General features: G+C 47.2%; 21 protein-coding genes. All 21 read left to right on the top strand.

Translation table 11 applies throughout. The features are described from left to right. The first annotated feature begins 1 nt into the window (after nt 1). The 21 genes from GY33_RS0107230 to GY33_RS0107320 all read left to right on the top strand — a co-directional run bounded on the left by GY33_RS0107230 (nt 2) and on the right by GY33_RS0107320 (nt 23607). Nucleotides 2-1180 carry a CDP-glycerol glycerophosphotransferase family protein gene (locus GY33_RS0107230; protein WP_152555119.1) on the top strand — a complete coding sequence of 393 codons (1179 nt, stop codon included), beginning with the start codon at nt 2-4 and terminating at the stop codon, nt 1178-1180. 1 nt (nt 1181) lies between these two features. Beyond that, complete coding sequence (locus GY33_RS0107235) at nt 1182-2729, top strand: capsular polysaccharide export protein, LipB/KpsS family (RefSeq protein WP_031386695.1); 1548 nt, start codon at nt 1182-1184, stop codon at nt 2727-2729. A 225-nt stretch (nt 2730-2954) separates the two neighbouring features. After that, complete coding sequence (locus GY33_RS20385) at nt 2955-3311, top strand: sulfotransferase family 2 domain-containing protein (RefSeq protein ID WP_084184903.1); 357 nt, start codon at nt 2955-2957, stop codon at nt 3309-3311. Continuing rightward, on the top strand, nt 3259-3609 hold the full coding sequence (locus GY33_RS21955; protein WP_084184905.1) for a sulfotransferase family 2 domain-containing protein: 351 nt from the start codon (nt 3259-3261) through the stop codon (nt 3607-3609). Before GY33_RS20385 ends, GY33_RS21955 begins: the two co-directional genes overlap by 53 nt. Before the next feature lie 44 nt (nt 3610-3653). After that, nucleotides 3654-4439, top strand: a complete 786-nt coding sequence (locus tag GY33_RS20955) for a hypothetical protein (protein WP_152555121.1) — start codon at nt 3654-3656, stop codon at nt 4437-4439. Between the two features lie 7 nt (nt 4440-4446). Next, nucleotides 4447-5445, top strand: coding sequence for a class I SAM-dependent methyltransferase (locus tag GY33_RS20395; protein WP_084184907.1), 999 nt, complete (start codon nt 4447-4449; stop codon nt 5443-5445). Between the two features lie 51 nt (nt 5446-5496). Further along, a complete protein-coding gene (asnB, locus tag GY33_RS0107250) occupies nt 5497-7407 on the top strand; it encodes an asparagine synthase (glutamine-hydrolyzing) (RefSeq protein ID WP_084184909.1) in 1911 nt (636 codons plus the stop codon). A 62-nt stretch (nt 7408-7469) separates the two neighbouring features. Next, nucleotides 7470-8735: a glycosyltransferase gene (locus GY33_RS20400; RefSeq protein WP_084184911.1), complete on the top strand. Its 1266-nt coding sequence runs from the start codon at nt 7470-7472 to the stop codon at nt 8733-8735. Nucleotides 8736-8754: 19 nt separating this feature from the next. Then, on the top strand, nt 8755-9504 hold the full coding sequence (locus GY33_RS0107260) for a glycosyltransferase family 2 protein (RefSeq protein ID WP_031386700.1): 750 nt from the start codon (nt 8755-8757) through the stop codon (nt 9502-9504). A gap of 40 nt (nt 9505-9544) precedes the next feature. After that, on the top strand, nt 9545-10429 hold the full coding sequence (locus GY33_RS20960; RefSeq protein WP_152555122.1) for a DUF6625 family protein: 885 nt from the start codon (nt 9545-9547) through the stop codon (nt 10427-10429). A 717-nt stretch (nt 10430-11146) separates the two neighbouring features. Continuing rightward, entirely contained in the window at nt 11147-12211 is a 1065-nt protein-coding gene (locus GY33_RS0107270; protein ID WP_051822392.1) for a Gfo/Idh/MocA family protein, read from the top strand. Nucleotides 12212-12477: 266 nt separating this feature from the next. Beyond that, nucleotides 12478-13032 (top strand): ORF6N domain-containing protein, encoded by a 555-nt coding sequence (locus GY33_RS0107275; protein ID WP_235185488.1) that lies wholly within the window; start codon nt 12478-12480, stop codon nt 13030-13032. A 487-nt stretch (nt 13033-13519) separates the two neighbouring features. Next, entirely contained in the window at nt 13520-13891 is a 372-nt protein-coding gene (locus tag GY33_RS0107280; protein WP_031386704.1) for a GxxExxY protein, read from the top strand. A gap of 299 nt (nt 13892-14190) precedes the next feature. Beyond that, nucleotides 14191-15699: an N-acetylneuraminate synthase family protein gene (locus GY33_RS0107285; RefSeq protein ID WP_031386705.1), complete on the top strand. Its 1509-nt coding sequence runs from the start codon at nt 14191-14193 to the stop codon at nt 15697-15699. 307 nt (nt 15700-16006) lie between these two features. Beyond that, nucleotides 16007-16630 (top strand): HAD family hydrolase, encoded by a 624-nt coding sequence (locus GY33_RS0107290; RefSeq protein ID WP_031386706.1) that lies wholly within the window; start codon nt 16007-16009, stop codon nt 16628-16630. Nucleotides 16631-16654: 24 nt separating this feature from the next. Next, the gene (locus GY33_RS0107295; protein ID WP_031386707.1) at nt 16655-17539 is read left to right on the top strand and encodes a class I SAM-dependent methyltransferase; all 885 of its coding nucleotides are present in this window, start codon (nt 16655-16657) and stop codon (nt 17537-17539) included. Between the two features lie 13 nt (nt 17540-17552). Continuing rightward, complete coding sequence (locus tag GY33_RS19045; protein WP_035271530.1) at nt 17553-18263, top strand: acylneuraminate cytidylyltransferase family protein; 711 nt, start codon at nt 17553-17555, stop codon at nt 18261-18263. After that, nucleotides 18260-19723, top strand: a complete 1464-nt coding sequence (locus GY33_RS19705; RefSeq protein WP_084184915.1) for a surface carbohydrate biosynthesis protein — start codon at nt 18260-18262, stop codon at nt 19721-19723. The genes GY33_RS19045 and GY33_RS19705 overlap by 4 nt, the downstream gene beginning before the upstream one ends. A 190-nt stretch (nt 19724-19913) precedes the next feature. After that, nucleotides 19914-20513, top strand: a complete 600-nt coding sequence (locus GY33_RS0107310; RefSeq protein ID WP_031386710.1) for a shikimate kinase — start codon at nt 19914-19916, stop codon at nt 20511-20513. Beyond that, entirely contained in the window at nt 20501-22360 is a 1860-nt protein-coding gene (gene asnB, locus GY33_RS0107315) for an asparagine synthase (glutamine-hydrolyzing) (RefSeq protein WP_051822394.1), read from the top strand. Before GY33_RS0107310 ends, asnB (GY33_RS0107315) begins: the two co-directional genes overlap by 13 nt. Before the next feature lie 8 nt (nt 22361-22368). Next, entirely contained in the window at nt 22369-23607 is a 1239-nt protein-coding gene (locus GY33_RS0107320) for a glycosyltransferase family 4 protein (protein ID WP_161788451.1), read from the top strand. Nucleotides 23608-23645 lie beyond the last annotated feature (38 nt).

Consider the following 23645-nt stretch of genomic DNA (forward strand, 5'->3'; position numbering starts at 1 on the left):
AGTGATACAAAAAAAGATTACATTTTACTATCAGGATAAAACTGAGCTTCAGTGTTGGGAGACAATTGCAACCGAGGCTAAACGCCGCGGATATTCATTTGAATTTACCGATCAACTTCAAAAGCCGTCAAATATAGGGTTTTACTGTTCCCACAGGAACTACCCGAAGCATTCAAAGTTGTCCTTGATCATGTTGCATGGCATGGATCAGGGGCGCACGAAATGGCCTAACATATGGAAAAATGAGCCTTGGGATGTTTTTGATGTTGGCTTATTGCCCGGCCCTTCATGGGTTGAGCGGTGGCAGACCAGTTCATGGGACCCCAATGCTCATCCCCGTCGGGGTGTTTTTGAAGTTGGCTGGCCTAAAGCGGATTTGATTTTTAATCCTGCGTTTGATTTTCAGATAAAAATACGTGAACTTCGTGATTATTTAGAATTACCGTTTGAAAAGACCGTGCTTTACGCTCCGTCGTTTGAAACGGACGGTAAACAGAATGACGTGATTCAAGCTTTGGTTGATAAAAATATTAATATTCTTGTTAAGCATTGGGTCACAGAGTATGAACGAGGAAGCTTCCCGGACATCTGGGAGAATATTGTGCAGGCTAATGCCCGACATGCGCGTATGGGGAAACACATCCGGGTGCTCGACCCGAAACTGAGCATCATGTATTGTTTGGGACTGAGCGATGTGCTGATAACTGATGAGTCCAGCGTGGCGTATGAAGCTCTTTTGTTGAATATACCTTCGATCAGTGTCTCTAACTGGGTGATGCGGGTAAATAATAATGAAAAGTCCAGGCCTATTGAGCCTTCAGAAGTTGTTTTTGAGGTTTGTTCCCGAGATGAATTGGGTAATACGGTAGTTAAAACTATCCAAAGCCCTAAGGCTGCTGCTCATATGCGGCAAATACGGGATAAGCACTATGCCTTTCTTGGGCAAAGTGTTTATCGAATAATGGATATTGTAGACGCCATGGTGGCCCGTTCCCAAGTTAAAGGCAAGATAATACCCAGATTCAGGCCGAATCGGCCAATACTGTATTTGCAAAAGATGATTAGCATAGCCGCACGGATCGCAAACTCTGGTCCGCTAAAACCTTACTGGGAAAACTTGAAGAAACTCAGGCCGATAAATTCACTGCTACGCAAGGTCCGTAAATTGGATGAAAACTAATATGGATAAGCAAATTCAAAAGTTTATTGAAGAAAACGAGCCTCTTTGGACAATTCGTGATTCTGATAACGTGGCGTTGATAGAGGGAAGAGATCTACCTATACAGCTTGTTACTACAGGTATAATTGCCAACATTTTAAACCAAAGGTACGGCTATTACCCGACCGTTCTGGGTACTGGTGAGAGGATGCAGGCGATTTTCAAATCTTTTGGCATTCGTTCTTTTCAGGATATAAGTACCAACGGATTCTTTGCCAAAAAATATCAAATTATGCAGGCCTGCATTGAGGTTATCAGGCTGTTGTTGTGCTTTATATTCAAATTTTTCGATTTTAACTGGTTTATTTCTTCGGCAAAAATTAAGGGTGTGAAGATTGGTGATCTTGTTTATGACAGCTATGTTCGCTACGGTCATACATACATCAATCCCTGGAAACGAATGGACAAATTGTTTAAGATTTTATTCAAAACCTCTGTGCGCGTTTGCATGTTGCAGTATTTTTTTGCGAATAACAGAGTCAAGACTGTTGTTGTCACCACAACTGTCTATGCATCTCCCGGAGGGGTTTTAACCCGGGTTGCTCTAAAAAATGGTGTCCCTGTGATTATTTCCACTGGAACGTTTGCTAGAAGGCTGACAAAAGAGTCAGATGCATTGAAAAGCTGCTATCATGTTGAACCGGATTTTTTGAAACTAATTGAAATTAATCCTGATTGGAAGCAGCAAATCGATAAATACTTGGAGGATCGTTTCTCAGGTTCTATTTTGCAGCATGACGTAATAAACGCATATAAAGATAAAAAAGGATACTCCAGAGATGAATTGCTGATTAAATTAGGCAGGCCTGTGTCACTTAACCTCCCCGTCGTATTTGTCATGCCTCATGCATTCTCTGATGCTCCACATGGATTAGGTTTGATTCTGTTTAGGGATTACTACCAGTGGTACGTAAAAACGTTAGAACATATATCAACTATCGATAATATTTTGTGGATTGTAAAGCCACACCCTTCATCATATATGTACGGTGAAGATGGGATTGCCAAATCTGTTCTGCGTAAATTTTTAACCAAGAATGTAGTGCTTTGCCCAGAGGACATGACTACAGCATCCGTGTTTGATACGGCTGATGCGGTGGTCACGGTTCAAGGGACCATTGCCATTGAGGCGGCATGCATGGGGGTGCCGGCAGTGCTTGCCGGAGATGCGCCTTTTAGTGGATATGGTTTTACACATGACCCTAAAACACGCGAGGAATATTTTCACACCCTCTCTAATATAAATAGCTTGAAGCGACTTGCTGATGACCAGATGACCAAAGCCCGCCAAGTTCTTTACTGGTATCACTTCAACCAGCGCCCCAAGAGTCAGGTGCTTCCTGATATTAAGCTCATGCCTGGACAGACGAAGGTCGATGTTGAACATCACTGGGATACTTTCTTTTCTAAACTCAGTAATAGTATCAAAAAAACACCTTTTATTGAAGATAGTTATTATAACAAACTGGATAAGTTTTTATCAAGTTCAGATAGTGTTATCGAGTTTTAATGATGATGAATTCTATCGATTTCGTAAATTCGTTTTTTTTTGAAAAAAATACTTTAGCGAATGCTTTTGAAAAAAATAATTAACGTGAAAATTTTGTTTTTAAAGTTTAATCGATCATCGCCTCAAGTGTGATAAATCAGTAATTATTGGTCTAAATTTTATGATTATTTTTTTTTTAAAAATTTTTGTAATTCATATCATAATTTTTTTTACAGAAAGTATATTATGCACAACTATATAGAGGTTTCTGTATATCCAGATTTAAACATTGTATATAATAAAATTGCAAAATCTGGAAATACAACTATTTCTAAGATTTTAGACGATACACAGATGCATATTAATCGAAATTTAGTTAAATGTTCACCTGCTGATTTGCATTCATTAAAATTATTAAGTATGATGTATAAATTTACTATAGTACGTAACCCTTACAGCCGTTTGCTTTCATGTTTTCTTTCAAAAATTGCTTCTGGAAGACACTTGTTGGAGCGATATATGCTACCTGGTTTTGGTGAAAACTCAAGTAATGGATTTGCTGATTTTGTTAGCTTCCTTGAAGGGGGGGGCTCTACACAATAGACATTGGTGGCCGCAATCAAAATTGCTATTTTTTCCATTATCTTCATTTTCGTATATAGGAAAATTAGAAAATCTAGAATTCCATTTATCTACTATTTTTAAGCAGAATGGAATAAATATGCACTTTCAATACTCACTTAGTAATCCACATCCATATGAACTAGACATACAAAAAAATAACCCTGATAAAATCACGAATGCAAATCAAAAAGAGGTTTTATATTATTCAGATAGACTTCGTGAAAGAGTATTCCAATTGTATCGTGAAGATTTTGTTAATTTTAAATATGAAAAATGAAATTCATATATTGTATTTCGCTACAATGATTGGCATTAATTTTTATGGCAAGGTCTATCGAATTTTTAGGTCTTCCTGGTTCAGGTAAGAGCACCATTTCGGATGCATTTAAAACTGAGCTCAGAAAAAGAGGATTCCGTGTTTCTTCTGCAAGGGAATTACTACATGCTCAGGAATGCAACAATCCTTGGCATATAGTTTATTCTAAATTTCTGATTATATTCAATATCCTAAGATATGGTGGACGATACAAGTTTGTTGAGAATCAAAAAGACGCTTACTTCAACTTTTTTTTACGTAACCATCCTCGCTACGTAGAAATATGTAATGATTTGATATTAAAGTTGCCATATTCTGTAGATCTTAAAACACAAATGATTAGATGGCTGAAAGATGAAGGTGCTGGTTGGTCAAAATACAAAAAAGAAGTCAATTCTAAGTTCATTTATCTCAATGACGAAGGCTTTCTTCACCGGGCTTTAACATATTTTAGTTTTAATTATGATAATGTAGTTTTTCGTAATTACATGAATTTATGCCCTAAACATGATATTGTCGTTGTTGTTAATACACCTGTGAATATTGCAATGGATAGGCGTCTTTCTAATTATGATTATACATTTAAGCCAATGGGCATATCAGGCACAGGTAACATAATTAAAATGTATAAATTATTTGATTCTATTATAAGCAAGATCACTGAGTCTATTTGTCATGAAAAAATAATCTATCTTGATGGGACAAGGCATGTATTTTTCAATGTTGAAATACTAAATAAATATATAAAAATGTTTAGTAATTATAATACGTTCACAAATTCAAACGGATAATTTTTTTATGTTGAAAATTCACTATGAAAAGTATTTCTCAGAGAGCTTTAATTTACTTATCTTTCAAGAGAAATCAAATGATATACTTACTGGGGAATTAATTTCAAAATGTCAAAAAAAAAGTAAGTTTTTAATAAAAAATGGGATTCCAAGGTTTGTTTCCGGAAGTAATTATGCAAGCAACTTTGGATTACAATGGAATAAGTATAAATCAACCCAGTTAGACAGTTTTTCTGGATTGTCTTTAACCGCAAATCGTTTTTGGAAGAATACAAAGTGGGACCAAACAGGGCTTGCAGGAAAGACTGTACTAGAAGTTGGGGCGGGAGCTGGCAGGTTTACTGAGATTTTATTGCAATCAGGCGCAAGTGTTGTTAGTTTTGACTATAGTGATGCAGTTGACGCGTGCTATGACAACAATCAGGGTAAGGGGGATCTTTTTTTATTTCAAGGCGATGTTTACGACATCCCTTTTCCGGACAGCTACTTTGATTATGTGTTTTGTTATGGTGTTCTGCAACACACACCATATCCAGAAGCTGCATACAAAGCAATTTTTTCAAAACTAAAAAATGGTGGTAAAATCTCAATAGACTACTATAGAAAAATGGATAGACCTACTCCATGGTCAACACCAAAATATTTTTGGCGCCCAGTTACTGCAAAAATGAACCCAGGAAAATTATTGAAAATTATTCATTTTTATATTCCTTTGTATCTGCCAATAGATACAGTAATTAAAAAAATCCCAAAAATCGGTGAAAGGTTGTCAGCGTTGATCCCTATCCCATGCTGGAATTATCTCGACATTGGCCTGAGTAAAAAACAACGCTTGGAATGGGCTATAATGGATACTTTTGACGCTTTAGGAGCTAGATTTGATACTCCGAAAACGTTGGAGGAGGTTAAAGAAATGGTTTCTTTGGAAGGAAGTTGCGCTGTTGATGTGTTTTATGGAAGTAATGGCATTGTTGCAAATTCAAGTAAAATTGTGATTAGTAATTAAGTTTTGCCATTTTTCAATAATTTTAATATTTTTATATGGTTGTATCGTAAAATGTGTGGGATCGTCGGATATACGGGACTGGATGAAGGGTCATTTCTTCAGCGGATGAACCAGGTTCAGCGCCATCGTGGACCTGATGATGCCGGTGAGTATTGGGATGCGGAAGCTCGTGTCGGATTGGCGATGCGTCGTTTGAGCATCGTGGACATCCAAGGGGGACGCCAACCCATGATGTCCGGAGATCATTCATGTAGTATCGTTTTCAATGGTGAGATATTCAATGCTCCTGAATTACGTAAAGATTTGGAGTTTTCGGGTGTCCGGTTTGCAACCGACCACTCTGACACGGAAGTGATTCTTCGCCTGTATGAAACTGAGGGGCTTGCATCGGTAGAGAAATTGAACGGAATGTTTGCGTTTGTCATTTATGACAAGCGGAGACAATGTATTGTGGGGGCGCGGGATCCTTTTGGCATCAAGCCTTTATACCTGCATCAACATGGCCAAGGCATTGCTTGGGCATCAGAACTCAAATCCCTGATGGTTTTACCAACATTTTCCAGGGACCTGGATGCGCGTGCCGTTCAGGAGTATTTAGGCTTGCAGTATGTACCACAAGAGCGGTCGATATTCGCATGCGTGAGAAAACTACGCCCTGGACACCTTTTTTCGTATTCCCTCGCAACCGCTGACTTGGATATCAAGGCCTACTATCAACTGCCGTTCAGCACTTCCAATCCCGAAGATTCAATTGTCCAACCCGAGATCATGCGCGAGCGTTTCAGGGTGGCCGTCAACCGATGGCATCTTTCCGATGTCCCAGTGGCGTGCAGTCTCTCGGGAGGGGTTGACTCCGCTGCCGTGGTGGCCGCACTTTCCCTGAGCGGGCATAAGGTGAGGACATACTCCCTGGGGTTTAGCCATCAAGACGATCAAACCATAAATGAGACTGTTGAGGCCCGCCAGGTTGCTGAATTGTATGCAACTGATCATCATGAGATTATTCTGGAGGTTGATGACCTTATTGATTCGTTGGAGGACATGGTCTGGCACCTTGATGAGCCATACGGGGGCGGTTTGCCGTCCTGGTATGTCTTTCGCGAGATGGGGCGAGATGTCAAAGTTGCTATGACAGGAGTCGGCGGGGATGAATTGTTTTCCAATTACAACAAGTTTTGCGCTCTGGAGACAAGGCCGCATTTCGCATTGGCAATGAAACTCCGCGAAATGGGGTTGGGGATTCATTCCGTTCTAAGCCTTGCTTCGTATGGATTGTTGGCAGCGAAGAAATTGTTGCATGCACATCATGGCGTGACGGGCCTTCGCACCATTCATGAATTGACGGATGCGCCGGTTTTCTGGAGCCATCCTTTTGGAATAACCTATCCTACGGCACACGGGAAGGGCTATAATGAACGTGTCGCTGTACAGCAGCCTGGCCCACTTTCAGCAGGAAGAGAGGTGTTGGAACGAACCGCGGATGAGTATTCTCATTTGGACTTGAGGGACCGATGTGCTGCGGTGGACTTCAATAATCAATTACCGGATGAATTTTTGCAGATGACGGATCGCTTTTCCATGGCGCATTCAGTCGAAGCCCGGACGCCATTCTTGGACAAGGATTTTGTGGGTTATGTCCTTGGCATTCCATCCGACATCCGCCTAACTCCGCATACACCCAAAGCGCTTTTCAAGGCCGCTGTTGAGCCTTGGTTGCCGGCAGGTTTCACCAAGATCCGAAAGCGTGGCTTTGTCATTCCAGCAGCTAGATGGTTACAAGGACCACTAAAACGGCTAGCCGAGGAATTGTTTGATGAACATGAACTAAAAACTGATGGATATATCCGTTCGGATTTCAGGGAAGTTTTTTTTGATCCACTCCTCGAAGGTCAGACAAAATTGACCGAAACCGTCTGGACAGCATTCATGTTTCGGCTGTGGCAAAAAAGGTTTTTGATGTGAAAACTGAATTAATACTTTCGCTCATCTGTCTTCCGCACATACATTCTTTTTTTGGGTGATTCATGCGAATTTGTCATATTTCATATAGCGATGGCCCGTTTGGTGCTGGGCGGAGTGCATATCAACTGCATCATCAATTATGCAGGCATGGAATTGATTCAATTTTTTTTACAAAAAAGAAGACGTCTTCGGATAAAACGGTAATATCTTTTAATCAATCAAATAGCATTGTGGCAAACATTCGGCGTAATTACTATATAAAGAAATATAATAATGAAATAATAAGTAACGATTTTGAATCAAACAAAAAAAAATTCGAAATAATGAGTTTTCATCATCATGTTTTGGATACAAGAGATGTTTTACGTCAGATACCAAAAGCGGATATTTACTGCTTGCATTGGGTAGCTCGTTTTTTCGATGTGCGAATAATTCAAAGACTATCAGGTATTGCGCCAGTCATTTGGCGTCTTTGCGATATGAATCCTCTAACTGGCGGGTGTCACTATAGCAATGGTTGTATTCGTTTTTGTAGTCAATGTGGTGCATGTCCTGCGCTGGGTAGCAACAATGAATTCGACATTTCAAGGATTTCTTGGAAATATATTGCAGCGGCATTGCAAGAAATTATACCTAATCGATTTTTATGGCTGGCTCAAAGCCAATGGGTTGCTGATCTAGTTCGTAACCATCCAGTTGCTTCGTTGTTCCCTGTGCACCTTGTTAGAAACGGTGTTGATATTAATATATTTTTTCCTAGAGACAAAGCTATAGTTAGGAAATCGCTTGGATTACCTATTAATAGCTTTATTATTTTGTTTATTAATGACTCATCTGGGAAAACAGCTCGAAAAGGTTCGCATTTTCTGGAGGGTATTGCAAGAAAGCTGAAGGGTATTGATAATTTACATTTCATCTGCATGGGTAGTGAAAGTATTCCTAACATTCCAAAAAAATTTCCGATTACTAACTTTGGGAGACAATATTATAGCCTTTGGGTATCATTGATAATGAACTCTGCGGACATTTTAATCTTTCCATCGATGGAGGACAATTGCCCCAATGTTGTTCTAGAAAGTATGGCATCAGGAACAGTTGTTGTTGGATGGGATATTTTGGGTGTCAAAGAGCTGATCCAGGATGAGATTACTGGTCTTATCGCAACTAATTTCAATTTGGATGATTTTGTAACTAAGATTAAATTCCTATACGATAATTGTGAGGCTAGACAGCGTATTGCTCACGATGCTTGGGAATATATCAAGGTTTATAGAAATCGCAATGTACAGGTAGATGAGTTTTTGGGATTAGTGAAAAAAATATTGTAGGCGTGGAGAGGAACAAAACTTGAACACCGATTTTTTACTTCTCTCCATCATCACCGTCTGCCTCAATGAAAGCGACCGCATTGAGCAGACGGCGCAATCAATCGTCAATCAAACATGTCAGGACTTTGAATGGATCGTCATTGACGGCGGATCGACGGACGGCACGCTGGAGGTTTTGGAAAAATATCGAGATAGGATGCAGGTATTCCTCTCCGAAAAGGATGGAGGTGTCTACCATGCCATGAACAAGGGGATAGATCTGGCACGCGGAGAGTATTGTCTGTTCATGAACGGCGGGGACAAGTTGTATGATGAACATGCTCTCAAGAATTTTTTTGATTTTGAAGAGAAGGCTGACATTAATTATGGCGGAATTGTTGAAGTAAGAAGGAGTAGTGTTAAAATTTTTAAGTACGCTCAGCCAATTATGAATGCTAAAGATTTTTGGTATCGAAGTACACTTCCTCATCAGGCGTGCTTTATCCGCACTAATTTATTTTTGAGTTGTGGTAATTATGACACAAGCTATTCGCTAATTGCCGACCGTGATTTTTTTGTGCGTGCATTTTTCAATTATAACGCTAAGTTGCAACATATGCCGTTTATTGTATCATTTTTTTACTTTGACGGATTAACTGCCAAGTATAAGAAAACGAAATATTTCAAGAGAGAAGTTAAAAGATTTCGCAATAATCATTTTGGGTATATATTTAGCGTCAGATATTATACTAATGTATTTATTAGCAAGATAATTGGTCGCTCAATTTGAAATGTTTATTGTATTGATTTTAATTTAGGGTGTCATTATTATGAGTAATTTTTCAAATATCACTTTTGATAAGAAAAACTCGAAAATTGTGCTTATCATTGTTTATATTGGGAAAGCTCCTTTTTGGATGCCTGCTTTTCTTTTATCATGTGGGTATTGTTCTGACATCCAGTGGTTTATATACACTGATATAGATAGACCAGCTTGCTGTCCACGGAATGTTCACTTTATTCCGATGGATTTGGAGAAGTTTAATGCTCTTGTATCAAATAAATTGAATATGAACGTTCGAGTACATCATGATTTTACATATAAAATTGCTGACTTTAAATCTGCCTACGGTGTAATTTTTGAGGACGATATTCTTCCATTTTCTTTCTGGGGGCATTGCGATTTAGATATTGTTTGGGGGAGGATTGAAAGATTTATTTATCAAGAGTTGCTGAATAGCTATGATATTATTACATCGCGTGTTGGTCGCATATCTGGACATTTTTGTCTTTTTCGAAATACTCCCGTGATTAATTCTACCTATAAATGGATACCAACTGTTTCACAATATTATTCTGATTTTTCAAATTACTCAGGCGTTGATGAAGACCATATCACCGACTACCTGCACGTGCACAACAATCCAAATTGGATCGTTCGTATGAAGCAGGCGATAATGGGTAAACAACCCGTGCGACCGCGGGTGTATTGGGACAAGGTGTTGGCCCCAATCGGAGCGCATCAGCGTACCATGGGGCAAGGCACTGATCGCTGTTGGTGGTGGAAAGAAGGGAAAACGTATGACTCAGATGGACAGGAGATGATGTATCTGCACTTCCATAAGATCAAGCAGACCATGAAGAGCATTAATTTCGGGTACGGGGACAGGCCCAAGGAATTCATGATCACCAGGGATGGCATTTTTGCTCCGTGACGTATCAAGGTGAATCAGGATTGAAAATTGAACCGCCTGCTTTTCATCCTACCTTGAGTAACCACCGGGAGCGGGTGGTTAAAGATTGTTTTACCACGGAGGACACGGAGGGCACGGAGGGAGAGGGTTTTTAACGCTTCGCGTAGAATATCTCTGTGTCCTCTGTGATCTCCAGCGCAGCGGGTGGTTAAAGATTGTTTTACCACGGAGGACACGGAGGGCACGGAGGAAGAGGGGTCTTAACGCTTCGCGTAATATACCTCTGTGTCCCCTGTGACCTCCAGCGCAGCGGGTGGTGAAGATTGTTTTACCACGGAGGGCACGGAGGAAGAGGGGTCTTAACGCTTCGCGTAATATACCTCTGTGTCCCCTGTGACCTCCAGCGCAGCGGGTGGTGAAGATTGTTTTACCACGGAGGGCACGGAGGGAGAGGTTTTTTAACGCTTCGCGTAGAATATCTCTGTGTCCTCTGTGATCTCCAGCGCAGCGGGTGGTGAAGATTATTTTACCACGGAGGGCACGGAGGGAGAGGTTTTTTAACGCTTCGCGTAGAATATCTCTGTGTCCTCTGTGATCTCCAGCGCAGCGGGTGGTGAAGATTGTTTTACCACGGGGGAGAGGGTGGCGAAGTGCTGAACCGCCCGCTTCGCTCAAGACGCAGGTTACGCAAAGAAGAGATGTTTTTGTCTAACGATGGGAAAATAAGGAGATAATTCCATGTATAGCGTGTTGATTTACGGCGCCGGCTCCATAGGCAACCATTTGGCTTATGCCTGCCGCTGCAAAGGCTGGCGAGTGACCATCGTGGATATTGATCCCGAGGCATTACGGCGGACAAAAGAGGAGATTTACCCTGTCAGATATGGCCGATGGGATGAAGGGATAGCGCTGGTCTCCTCTGCGGGTGTTGACGAGGTTTTGCCGGACGTGGTTATCATCGGCACCCCTCCGGACACGCACATGACTATAGCCCTGGAGGCCCTCCAGAAAAGAACCCCCAAGGTGCTCTTGATTGAAAAACCGCTGTGCACGCCGGACTTGAAGGGATACGCGGAACTCGCTGCAGCTACGAGAAAGGCCGAAACAGTCGTCTTGACAGGGTATAATCATGTCCATACACGAAACACGCGCGAAGCGGAGAACGTATTGCGCAACGGGGACATCGGAAACCCTTTGTCGATCTCAGTTCGTTGGTTGGAGCACTGGGGCGGGATATTTGCTGCCCATCCATGGCTGAGCGGCCCAGCGGATACGTACCTGGGCTTTTCTGCTCTCGGCGGCGGGGCCTGCGGGGAGCATTCCCACGGCATCAATCTGTTTCAGCATTTTGCCAGGATACTTGGCGTCGGTCGGATTGCCGAGCTTTCCTGCACCATGGACAGGGTCCGGCAGGGGGAAGCGGATTTTGACCGCAACTGTCTGATCAACGTGACTCTGGAATCCGGTTTGGTGGGCAGCATTGCCCAGGATGTGATCACCAGCCCGGCGGTGAAAACCCTGCGCGTCCAGGGAGAAAAGGGCTTTTTGGAATGGTATGCGAACTACCGGGGGGGCAATGATGCCGTGGTGTGGGGCGTTGACGGGCAGGAACCGCGGGAGATTCTGATTCCTCGAAAGCGTCCTGACGACTTTACCGGCGAAATTGATGAGGTCGAGGCTGTTTTGCAAGGCAAAAGCAGCGGGGCGTCCTTGTCCCTGGAAGCTGGCTATGAGACCATGCAGGTTATCGCGGCGGCGTATCGTTCGCATGAATTGAAAAAGACCGTTCAGGTGGAGTATTAAGGCTTATCCGGCTGGAGCGTATTTATGAAAATTGAACCGCTCGCTTCGCTTAAGACGCAGGGTACGCCAAGAAGAGTTGTTTTCCTTTGCGACCTTGGCGTCTTGAGTGACCAACGGGAACGGGCGGTAAGATTTTTTTTACCACGGAGGACACGGAGGGCACGGAGGAAGAGGGGGGGGAATAGGCCGCTTTGCGGCTTATTCGCTCTGTGATCTCTGTGACCTCGAGCGTAGCGGGTGGTAAGAATATTTGCATCGGAACAGGCATGGGACAAACCCACCAATCGTTGAGGCAAGATATGCCTGAATCTCAGTTGACTGAAATCATCCAGACCAAGATATACTTCATTCGTGGCCATAAAGTCATGCTGGATACTGACATTGCCGAAATTTACGGTGTGGAAACCAAGCGCATCAATGAAGCCGTCAGGAATAATCCTGAGAAATTTCCTGAGGATTTTTATTTTGAGCTAAGCCCTGAAGAGCAGGACTCTTTAAGGTCGAATTTTTCGACCTTAAAAAAAGGCCGGGGACGTCACAGCAAGTATCCACCGAAAGCTTTTACCGAGCATGGTGTGTATATGCTGGCGACCATCCTGAAGAGTCCGGTTGCTACACAGGTTACCGTGGCCATCATGCGCGCCTTTGTATCCCTGCGCACTTTTACCTATACCTATGGACAAATAGTGAATAAGCTCAATGAGCTGGATGGCAAAGTATCTGATCATGACGACGTGCTTAAAAAGATCATTCAGGCATTGTCAGATTTGGTTCAGCAATCACAGCCTGAAGAAACGAAAAAGATTGGCTTTTTGTCGTAGGACCATCTTCTAGCGGAGCGGGTGGTTAAGGACTTTTTTTACCACGGAGGACACGGAGAACACGGAGAAGGGTGTTTAACGCTTTGCGTTTTTATTCCTCTGTGACCTCTGTGAACTCTAGCGTAGCGGGTGGTGAGTTTTTTTAGCACGGAGGACACGAAGGGCACGGAGGAAGAGGGGTTTTAACGCTTCGCGTAGTATACCTCTGTGTCCTGTGTGTCCTCTGTGCCCTCCAGCGCAGCGGGTGGTTAAGGATTTTTTTTACCACGGAGGACACGGAAAACACGGAGGTAGAGGTTTTTAGCCGCTTCGCGGCAAAGATACTCTGTGTCCTCTGTGCCCTCCAGCGAAGCGGGTGGTTAAAGATTTTTTTTTTACCACGGAGGACACGGAGGGCACGGAGGAAGAGGGGTTTTAACGCTTCGCGTAGTATACCTCTGTGTCCTGTGTGTCCTCTGTGCCCTCCAGCGCAGCGGGTGTTTGAAACATGATTGAAAAGACATTGACCGAAAAGATCATTGGCGCGGCCATGGAGGTGCATAGCTACTGGGGGCCGGGGCTTGTGGAAAGCATTTATGAGAAAAGCTTGGCGCACGAATTGAGTCTTCGAAGGCTAAATGTCTACAGGCAAGTGCCATTGAATCTGCGGTATAAAGAATTGGATTTGGACGATGACTTTCGCATTGATCTCATGGTCGAGGACAAGGTCATTGTCGAATTGAAGGCGATCAAGGAGCTTGCACCGATTCATGAGGCGCAGTTGCTGACATACATGAGACTCGCCCAGTACCGGGTGGGTTTGCTCATCAATTTCAACGTGTTGAAATTACGAGACGGCATCAGGCGTCTCGTTTTATAATTCTCCGTGCCCTCTGTGTCCTCCAGCGCAGCGGGTGGTGAAGAATGTTTTACCACGGAGGGCACGAAGGGCACGGAGGAAGAGTTTTTTTATAGCCGCTTCGCGGCAAAGATACTCTGTGTCCTCTGTGCCCTCTAGCGCAGCGGGTGGTGAAGATTGTTTTTACCACGGAGGAATCTTCCGCTGGAAAGATGCGGAAGCAAAAAGGCTTCACGCCTGTCGGCTGTTTTCATTAGCTTTTTGCATATTTCTGGCCACGTGCGCTTAAACCGGATGAGCCAGTAGTAAGGAGATGCATTATGGAACGTTTTGATTACCAGGGGTTGTTTGTACTTGATCTGGCCAACAACCATCAGGGCGATGTGGTGCACGGGCTGAACATCATCAATGGATGCGCCAAGGTCGTCACGGAAATGGGCGTGCGTGCGGCGTTGAAATTCCAGTACCGCAACCTGGAGAGTCTGATCCATCCGGACTATCGAGAGCGCAAGGACGTGCCGCACATCCCCAGGTTCATGGAGACCCCACTGCCTGTTGCGGATCTCAAACGCCTGGCTGACGCAGCCCGCGAGGGGGGGCTTGTGACCATGTCCACGCCTTTTGACGAGCCGTCCGTGGACTTGCTGGACGAGTTGGGCATCGAAGTGCTCAAGATCGCCAGTTGCTCCGCCACTGACCGCCCGCTGCTGGAGCGGGCCGTGAAGTCCGGCAAGCCCATGGTCGTGTCCACGGCCGGGCTGAGCATGAAGCATATTGACCAGTTGGTCAGCTTTCTGGAATCCAAACGGGCTCAGTTCGCCTTGATGCACTGCGTGGCCCTGTATCCCACGCAGCGCGACAAGCTGAACCTGAATCAGATCGAGCAGTTGCGGGAACGTTTCCCCAATGTGCCGGTGGGCTTTTCCACCCACGAGGAGCCGGACAATCTTGATTCCGTGCGTATCGCCTATGCCAAGGGGGCACAGCTGTTTGAGCGTCATGTCGGCCTGGCGACCAAGAAGTATAAGCTTAATGCCTACTCTTCAACGCCGGACCAGGTGCGGGCCTGGATCGCCGCGTGCAAGGACGCCCAGGCCATGTGCGGGGGGGAAGAGCGGGCTCCGTCGCCCGTGGAGGAACTCAAGTCGCTGCAATCCCTGATGCGGGGAACATATGCCAAGGAGGCCATAGGCAAAGGTTCCACAATTACCAAGGACCAAGTCTTTTTCGCCATGCCATTGCAGGATAAGCAACTTACCAGCGGCAAATTCCGGGAGGGCATGGTCGCTGACCGGGACTATGCAGCACTGGAAGCACTGAGTGATGCACTTGCCGATTACTCCTCATCGCGGGAGGACATCATCTACCAGATCCTGTTGCAGGTGAAGGGCATGCTCAACGAGGCGCGTATTCCTTTGGGCCGCGACAGCGCGGTGGAGCTGTCCCATCACTACGGGCTGGAGCGCTTCCGGGAATTCGGCTGCGTGCTCATTGACTGCGTGAATCGAGCATACTGCAAGAAGCTCATTGTGATGCTGCCCAGGCAGAAACATCCCTATCACTACCATGCCAAAAAGGAAGAAACCTTCCAGTTGCTGCACGGGGACATGGAGATCGTCATGGAGGGCCATAAGACCAAATTGTCCCATGGCGACACCTTTCTGGTCATGCCCGGCCAGTGGCATAAATTTCACACCCTTGACGGCGCCATTGTCGAGGAGGTGTCCACGACGCATTACAACAACGACTCGTTTTACCAGGATGAACAGATCGCCAAGATCCCGCGCGAGCAGCGCAAGACTCCCATCAGCAACTGGACGTGGAGTTAGGGCTGCCGGGAAACAGGTCATCCGGCTGGAGCGTCCTTTTGAAAAATGAACCGTCCGCTTCGCTCAAGTGGCCAACGTGAATGGGCGGTATGATTTTTTACCACGGAGGGCACGGAGGGCACGGAGGAAGAGTTTTTTTAACGCTTCGCGTAATGTACCTCTGTGTCCTCTGTGATCTCCAGCGCAGCGGGTGGTTAAAGATTGTTTTACCACGGAGGACACGGAGGGCACGGAGGGGGAAGGTTTTAAAGCCGCTTCGCGGCTGACATACTCTGTGAACTCCAGCGCAATAATCAAGGAGAAGAAATTGTCGATTCGGGTGATTGTGTTTGATTACGACGGGACTCTGGTCTTTTCCAATGAGATCAAGCGGCGGGCTTACTGGGATATTTTCCAGCATGAAGGCGTGAGCCATCAGTTGGTTGCCGAAGTGTTGGCGGATTTTCCTAATGGCAGCCGGTTTGACATCATCCGGAATATTCTGGTTCATCATCACAAGGGCGCGCTTTTCGCGGAACAACTCGAATCCGAAGTCAATAGATTCGCAGGTGCGTATGACCGGATCGCCACGGAAGGCGCGGCCACCTGCCTGGAGCGCCTCGGAGCAAGCGAAGAATTGAACATGCTTTCTCAGCGCTATCCGTTGTATCTGCTCTCAGCCACACTGGAAACAAGCCTGAAAAGCATCGTGCAACGACGCGGCTGGGAACGTTTTTTCCGCTTGGTACGAGGTTTTCCCTGTGAAAAGGCGGATGAATTGTTGACCATTGCCCGCCTTGAACAGGTCGATATTTCCTCGGTTTTGATGGTCGGGGACAGCGACATGGACCGGGATGCAGCGTCTAGTGCTGGAGCACGGTATTGCCAGTTTGACGATGCCACGCCCATGAGTGCCGTGCGGGCACGTTTGGGGTGTCAAAATGAGCAGTAAATTTCTGGTGTGAGAGAGGCTGGAATGGTTGCGTTATGTCCGATTTGCGGAGCAGATGGCATTGATATGGTTTATCAGGGTTTCATACGCATGGGGCGCTATGGAGATTCGTCTGATCGATCCTTCTGTGTGCCGCACTGTTTGAGCTGCGACACCGCATGGCTTGACGAAGCGTTCTTTGACTACAGCCAAGAGCACTACCGTAAACAGGTCGACGGTGAAGCGTCGATTGAGGCGTATCATCGGTTACACGACCGAGACCAGGTCAACGCCCTGGAGGTCGTGGGCACGGGGGAGGTGCGAGGGGCTGTTGTCGCCGATATCGGGTGCGGCGGAGGCTCTTTTCTCGATGCAGTCAAAGGCTTTGCCTCGAAAACTTTGGCCATAGAGCCGGCAGCCTTTTACCATGAAGGTTTAAAGAAAAAAGGCCATTGTCCGTATCCCGGCCTGGAGCAGGCGCTTGAGACACATGCCGGTGAGGTGGATTTGGCCACCTGTCTGAGCGTGATCGAACATGTGGATGATCCTGTAACGTTGCTGGGACGGGCCAGGCAGTTGTTGAAGCCGGGTGGCCGCCTCGTGGTCAGCACGCCCAACCGTAATGACTGGCTGCTGCAACTGCTTCCCGAGGAATACGGGGCATTCTTCTACAGGGCGGCCCATCGCTGGTACCTGACCGGAAAAAGTCTTGAGGAGATTGGGCGGCGTGCGGGTTTCAACATCGCTCAGGTGCGACATCGACATCGCTTCGGGCTTGCAAATATGTTGCTGTGGCTGCGCGACAAGCGGCCAACAGGCCATGACGCGGTGGCGGTTCCGCCAGTTTTGGATGCCGCGTTTCGTGGCACGTTGGATCACGTCGGCTTGGCCGACTATATATATGCGGAATTGAAATCAACATGTTCATGAAACCGGGCTGACCATGTACAGAGAAAAACGCATTTTGGCGGTGGTTCCGGCGCGCGGGGGCAGCAAAGGCATCCCGTTGAAAAACATTCATATGTTGGCGGGCAGGCCGTTGATCGCCTTTACAGCCGAAGTGGTGCGGCAGTTGCCGGAAGTGGACCGAGCCGTGGTTTCCACTGATCATGATGACATTGCCCGGGTGGCGGAGCGATACGGCCTGGATGCCCCGTTTCGCAGGCCCGATGACCTGAGCGGGGATCGTGTAGCGGATTGGGACGTTTTGGAGCACGCCTTGCGGACCATGGAAGAGAAGGACTCCTGTGTCTACGATGTGCTCTTGATGCTCCAGCCGACCTGCCCTTTGCGCACGTCCGAGCATGTTCGGCAGGCCTTGCGCATGTTGGTTGACGGCGGACACGATGCTGTCTGGACCCTGAGCCCGACCGACAGCAAGGCCCACCCTTTGAAACAGCTGGTCTTGGACGGCGAACTCCTTGACTACTACGACCCGCAGGGGGCGGCAATTATCGCGCGACAACAGTTGAGGCCTGTGTATCATCGCAACGGCGCGGCCTACGCCATCACGCGGCAATGCCTGCTTGAACAGAAAACCATCAAAGGTGGGCGCTGTTCAGGCCTGGTCATTGAGGAGCCGTTGGCCAATATCGACACCGTGCAGGACATCTTGTTCGCGGAGTTCCTCTTGAACAGCGGGGGGGCACGTTGAGCAAGGATTCAATCCAGTCGAGGAAAAGTCTGCCTCATTTGATCATCCCGATTGAAACCAAGGTGCGAGAGTTGCATGCCAAGTTTTACCTGGGGTGCGTGGCCGCTGAGAGGGGATTTCGCGTCATCATTGGTGGGGCGCGAGCGCTACGGGATCGTGTGTGCTGGCTTCCTCGGGGGGCCTTTTTTTTGGATAAAAGTGTTGCTCCCTCACGTGCCGAATGGTTTGCCGGTTGCCGCAAACTGGGCCTGAGAGTTGTGGCCTGGTGCGAAGAAGGCTTGGCTTTCAGTGATGATCAAGAGTATTTGCGGCGCAAGGTCGATCGCGATGCATTGTCTCAGGTTGAGTGCTTTTTTGCATGGGGAGACTACCAGGCAGGACTGATCCGACGTCATGCGCCGGAATCAGCCGCACATGTGCTCAGCGTCGGCAATCCCCGCATTGATATTCTGCATTCGTCCTTACGCCAGGTATTCCAGCCGGAAGTTGAGCGCATCAGGTTTGATTATCCTCGCATGATCCTGGTCAACGGCAATTTTTCCCTGTGCAACCACAAGAAAGGAAAAAACGGCTTTCTCAATGATCTGAAAGCCAACGCCAAAGTGAAAACACCGGAGGATGAACAATTTGCCCTGGCCTGGGTCGCTCATAAGCAAGTCTTGTTTGATGCCTTTAGGCTGGCAATTTTTAAGCTCAGTAAATCATTTCCCGATAATACCATTGTCCTGCGCCCGCACCCTTCAGAAAACCACGAAACATGGCATCGGTTGCTGGCACCCCTGCCAAATGTAAAAGTTGTGTTTGATGGAAGCGTCATCCCCTGGCTTATGGCTGCTGAAGTGCTTGTTCACAACGGCTGCACTACAGGCTTGGAGGGGGTTCTCCTGGAACGTCCGGTGTTGGCATATCAGCCTCTAACATCTTCCGAATACGATACGGAACTTCCCAATCTTGTCAGTGAACGTATTCATGATTTGCCGGCGCTGGTGTCCGCCGTGCGCAGTATTGTCGATGGGCAGCAACGGTCGTTGGCTCCGCCGGTGGATGCGCTTCGTGTTCTCAATTCATACGTAAACGATATTAACGGTGGGGCCGCCGACACGATTGTAGACCATTTATGTCGTTGTTACGCTGAAAAAGATAGGTCAAGATTGCTGACGAATAGTCTCTGTGAGTTGCGCAGAAGATACTGGCAGTTTCAGTTTTCGCGACGTCCCAAACGCAAAGTTGACCCGCACGTCATCCAGAAGTTCCCGGGTTTGTCTCATGATGAGATGCTGGCACTGCTTGGGACATTTCAGCAGGTTGCGGGGCGTTTTCACGGGGTGACCGTGGAAGGATTCATGGGAGAGCACTTCGCGTTGCAGTCGACCCACGCCGAAACCGGGGGCCTTCCGAGTTGTGCCGGGAAAGGTCGGCAGTTCGATAGTCGTGGACATGATCATGTATTCGCGAATTGAATTCATGGGGCTGCCCGGCGCGGGAAAAACAACGTGCTCGCGAACTTTTTTGCAAACGCTCCGGGCACGTTCCTCGGATGTGGTAACGAAAGAGGAAGGGATTACAAGGTGTATCCGCCAGAGAAACGACGGAATAATCCGCAACTTTGCAAAAAGTTTCCCGAGGTCCGTTTGGGAGCCATTATGCGGGATGCGCAATGCCCTGTCTGAATTGAATCAGTACGTCTGCGATAATACCGCGATGATGGCCAGGATTTTTCAAGTGCTCGACCAAGAGCCCATGCCTGAAACAGCGCGGGAATGTATTGTGTACAATTTTTTACTCCTTTTTGCCGAGCATCAGTTGTTGCTGAACCACTGTCGACCAAGCGACGTTGTCTTTGCGGAGGAGGGGTTCGCGCAGGTTGGGTCCATGTTATACGGCTATTTGCCCTCGCGTGTTCTCATGGCCGACTCCGTGGCGGCATATCTCGATCAGCTGCCCCCTCTGAGAGCAGTCGTCTGGATCGATACCCCCCCGGAGGTCTGCTGCGAACGTTTAAAACAGCGATCGGCCATGCCTATTGTCCTCCAAAAAGATAGTGAAAAGGAAGTCCTAGCCTTTTTGGAGCAAGCCAGAAACTGTTTCCAGAGAATTGCCAATGGGCTCACCGATCGGAACATCGAAGTTTTCACAATACCCCATCTTCCGGGAGCCGTTGAGGAAGCCTTGTCAATGGTCAGCCATGTTGCTCGCGAGATTGCGTCGGCAGGGCTTCTACAGGAACGGGTGGATAGATGTGCGGTATAGTCGGCTTTGCCAGCCATAAACCGCTGTTGGAGCATGACACCCTGGTGGCCATGCGCGACACATTGGTCCACCGAGGACCGGATGATGCCGGCGTGATGATTTGGAATGCTTCAGGCAAGCAATGCCGGCATGAACCGGGTGTCGTGGGACTGGGGCACAGGCGTCTGAGCATTATCGACTTGTCTCAGGCAGGCCGCCAACCCATGAGCAATGAAACCGGAGATGTCTGGATTACCTATAATGGGGAGTTCTATAATTTCTCTGAATACCGCAAGGAACTTGCAAAGCGCCATGGTTTTGCCTCCAATTCGGACACGGAGACCATCATTCATCTCTTTGAGGACTACGGTATATCTGGAACCTTGGAGCGTATGAACGGCATGTTCGCCTTTGCTCTGTGGGATGTGGCGTCCAAGACAATGTACCTGGCCAGGGACCGCCTGGGCAAAAAACCTCTATATTATTCGCATCAACCTGACGGCACCTTGATTTTTGCATCAGAAATCAAGGCGTTGCTTCAAAGCGGGATGGTTGACCAAGCCAGGATAGACCCCATCGCTTTGATTCAATTCTGGACCTACGGGTATGTCATTGGGGAGAGGACAGTTTTCGAGCAGATCAAACGTCTTTTGCCGGGGCATCACGCAACGTGGCGTGATGGAGAGTTATCCATTCGGGAGTATTGGGACTGCCCATTCGGTGTAGATGTATTCACGGGAAGGAGTCTGGACGACTTGGCGGAGGAACTGGAGGAGTTGCTCTGCGACGCCATCCGGTTGCGCATGGTTGCTGATGTACCCGTGGGGTTGTTTCTTTCCGGAGGGGTCGATTCCAGCTTGGTGGCCGCACTGGTTGCCAAGGCGGCGGGAAGAAGCGTCAACTCCTACACCATCGGGTTTACGGATCAAGCGTATGATGAGTCAGCTCAGGCCGCGGAAATTTCCGGCCGCCTGGGATTATCAAATACCATGCTCGCTGTGACGGACGAAATGGAACCTTCCTTTGCAGCCATTGTCCGACAGTTTGACGAGCCTTTCGGCCATAAATCAGCAATACCCACATACTTTGTCGCAAAGTTGGCGAAAGAACACGTGAGTGTCGCCTTGACAGGCGACGGCGGAGATGAATTGTTTGGCGGGTATGACTTTTACGCCAAGGCACTCTCTCTTTGGGGCGATTCTGAGCAGCGCAAGTTTTTTTCCAAGCCCGGAACGCTGCTCCAGAAGGTGTCTGATTTGTGGTTCCGGCATGTTTTGAAAAAACAAAAGCTTACCGTGTTGGAAATGCTTGTCAGCCCCAGGAATTTGCGGAAATTGCTCTGCCAAGAGGTTTGGGAGGGTGTGCGGGGGAAATCGTGGTATGGGGACCGGGAACAGTGGTATGCAAGGGTGGCCGTTGCTGATGTTCTCAGCCAGTTCCAATATGTCAACCTCAAGACCTATCTTCCGGATGGCGTGCTGGTGAAAGTAGACCGAATGTCCATGGCGCATGCTCTGGAATGCCGGAGCCCGATTTTGGACCACAGAGTGGTTTCTTTTGCAGCTAGGCTTCCGTATTGGGCAAAAATCGATGGCCAAGGCCGTAGAAAAAGCATTTTAAAGCACATTTTGCGGAAATATCTTCCGGAGCATCTCGTGGACCTCCCCAAAAAAGGTTTTTCCCCGCCGTGGGATCAATGGTGCCGGGGGCCGCTGGGAATGCACCTCAAAAATTCGTGGCTTCGCCAGGACAACGGTTACCAAAATCCGGCGGCCGCCGCTTTGTTATTCCCTGGTCGAGGCGTTGGGTCGGATACTTTGCAATGGAACGCGTTTAGCTCATTGCATTTTTTTCGGGCATTTTCATGAATGTCTGCATGCTCATCTGGAATTATTGGCCGGTTCCGGCAGGTGGGGCTGAATCTCAATGCCGGAAGCTTGTCCATGCTTTATCAAAGCATGAAGTGGACTGCTGTGTGCTGACTGCGCGTCTTTCGAGAAATACCCCAGTTCAAGACCAAGATGGCAGGAGCCGGGTCCGTCGCATTGCTGTTTTGCAAATGTGGCTTGATGCTGTTTTGGCATGGAGGGCAGGGCGGAACAAAATCCCAGGGCGAACACAAAAAAAAATACGACCCGCCGACACAGAAGAAGTGTCCTTTTCATCTTTACGGCAATCCGTCGAGATGCTGGTGCGCTGGATCAATACCATGAGTTTCATGGTTGGTGCAACGTGCTGGTTGTTCTACCATCGCAAAGAGTTTGATGTAATTCACGTGCACACAGGGGACTGGTTGGCCGGATATGCAGGCTGGGTTGGGAAATTTCTCCAAATCCCCGTGGTTTGCAAGGCGTCCAATATGCCGGCATTGCCGATATTGGACAGATCGGTTCCGTTTCGCAATATTCTCGACAAGTCTCGGCTTCGAATCAACTTTGTTGCTCTTCACGGGGCCATTGAGGATGAATTGGCGGCAAGAGTATTCCGAAAGGACCAGATCGTTCAGATTCCAAATGGGGTGCTTGTTCCAGAAGCCCCCGTTACATGTGTCAAAGGCGATTATGTGCTGTATGTTGGAAATTTTTCTCAGGGCAAGGCGCATAAGGCTTTTGACGTCTTGCTCAAGGCATGGGTTTTGGTGATTAAACGGCTTCCGTCAGCGAGGTTGTGCATGGCGGGAGGAGGGGATGCGACGCCTTGGCGGGAAATGGCCGGCGAACTTGGGTGTGCTCATGCTGTTCACTTTGCGGGGTACATTAAGGATTTGAGCCAACATTACCAAAAGGCCTCTGTTTTTGTTTTGCCTTCAAGGCATGAAGGCATGTCAAACGCCCTTTTGGAAGCACAAGCCTGGGGTGTGCCGGCTGTCGTATCCGACATTCCTGGTAACCGCGCTGTTGTCAATAATGGGGAGACTGGATTTGTTGCCCCTGTCGGAGACCATATCCGCCTTGCAGAAACCATTTTGTTCCTGCTTGAGAATTCTAGTAAAAGGCAGGAAATGAGACATAATGCACGGGAGCGCATCATGAAGAATTTTTCAATGGCGATAATTGCTCAAAAATATGTTGATATGTACAAGAGTATGGCGAAATTTCCTTCGTCCGGGATCTAAAGAGGAATTATATAATTTGCGAGAGGCTTTCGGTTGGC

It is taken from the genome of Desulfonatronum thiodismutans (assembly GCF_000717475.1).
Lineage (GTDB): Bacteria > Desulfobacterota > Desulfovibrionia > Desulfovibrionales > Desulfonatronaceae > Desulfonatronum > Desulfonatronum thiodismutans.

Excerpts from the sequence above, each read along its gene's own strand:
- GY33_RS0107285 (WP_031386705.1), top strand. The coding sequence starts at position 14,191 with ATGGAACGTTTTGATTACCAGGGGTTGTTTGTACTTGATCTGGCCAAC.
- GY33_RS19045 (WP_035271530.1), top strand. The coding sequence starts at position 17,553 with ATGTACAGAGAAAAACGCATTTTGGCGGTGGTTCCGGCGCGCGGGGGC.
- asnB (WP_084184909.1), top strand. The coding sequence starts at position 5,497 with ATGTGTGGGATCGTCGGATATACGGGACTGGATGAAGGGTCATTTCTT.
- GY33_RS0107270 (WP_051822392.1), top strand. The coding sequence starts at position 11,147 with ATGTATAGCGTGTTGATTTACGGCGCCGGCTCCATAGGCAACCATTTG.
- GY33_RS0107295 (WP_031386707.1), top strand. The coding sequence starts at position 16,655 with ATGGTTGCGTTATGTCCGATTTGCGGAGCAGATGGCATTGATATGGTT.
- GY33_RS21955 (WP_084184905.1), top strand. The coding sequence starts at position 3,259 with ATGGATTTGCTGATTTTGTTAGCTTCCTTGAAGGGGGGGGCTCTACAC.
- asnB (WP_051822394.1), top strand. The coding sequence starts at position 20,501 with ATGTGCGGTATAGTCGGCTTTGCCAGCCATAAACCGCTGTTGGAGCAT.
- GY33_RS0107280 (WP_031386704.1), top strand. The coding sequence starts at position 13,520 with ATGATTGAAAAGACATTGACCGAAAAGATCATTGGCGCGGCCATGGAG.
- GY33_RS20960 (WP_152555122.1), top strand. The coding sequence starts at position 9,545 with ATGAGTAATTTTTCAAATATCACTTTTGATAAGAAAAACTCGAAAATT.
- GY33_RS20395 (WP_084184907.1), top strand. The coding sequence starts at position 4,447 with ATGTTGAAAATTCACTATGAAAAGTATTTCTCAGAGAGCTTTAATTTA.
- GY33_RS20385 (WP_084184903.1), top strand. The coding sequence starts at position 2,955 with ATGCACAACTATATAGAGGTTTCTGTATATCCAGATTTAAACATTGTA.
- GY33_RS0107235 (WP_031386695.1), top strand. The coding sequence starts at position 1,182 with ATGGATAAGCAAATTCAAAAGTTTATTGAAGAAAACGAGCCTCTTTGG.
- GY33_RS0107320 (WP_161788451.1), top strand. The coding sequence starts at position 22,369 with ATGCTCATCTGGAATTATTGGCCGGTTCCGGCAGGTGGGGCTGAATCT.
- GY33_RS0107310 (WP_031386710.1), top strand. The coding sequence starts at position 19,914 with ATGCGCAATGCCCTGTCTGAATTGAATCAGTACGTCTGCGATAATACC.
- GY33_RS20400 (WP_084184911.1), top strand. The coding sequence starts at position 7,470 with ATGCGAATTTGTCATATTTCATATAGCGATGGCCCGTTTGGTGCTGGG.
- GY33_RS0107275 (WP_235185488.1), top strand. The coding sequence starts at position 12,478 with ATGGGACAAACCCACCAATCGTTGAGGCAAGATATGCCTGAATCTCAG.
- GY33_RS20955 (WP_152555121.1), top strand. The coding sequence starts at position 3,654 with ATGGCAAGGTCTATCGAATTTTTAGGTCTTCCTGGTTCAGGTAAGAGC.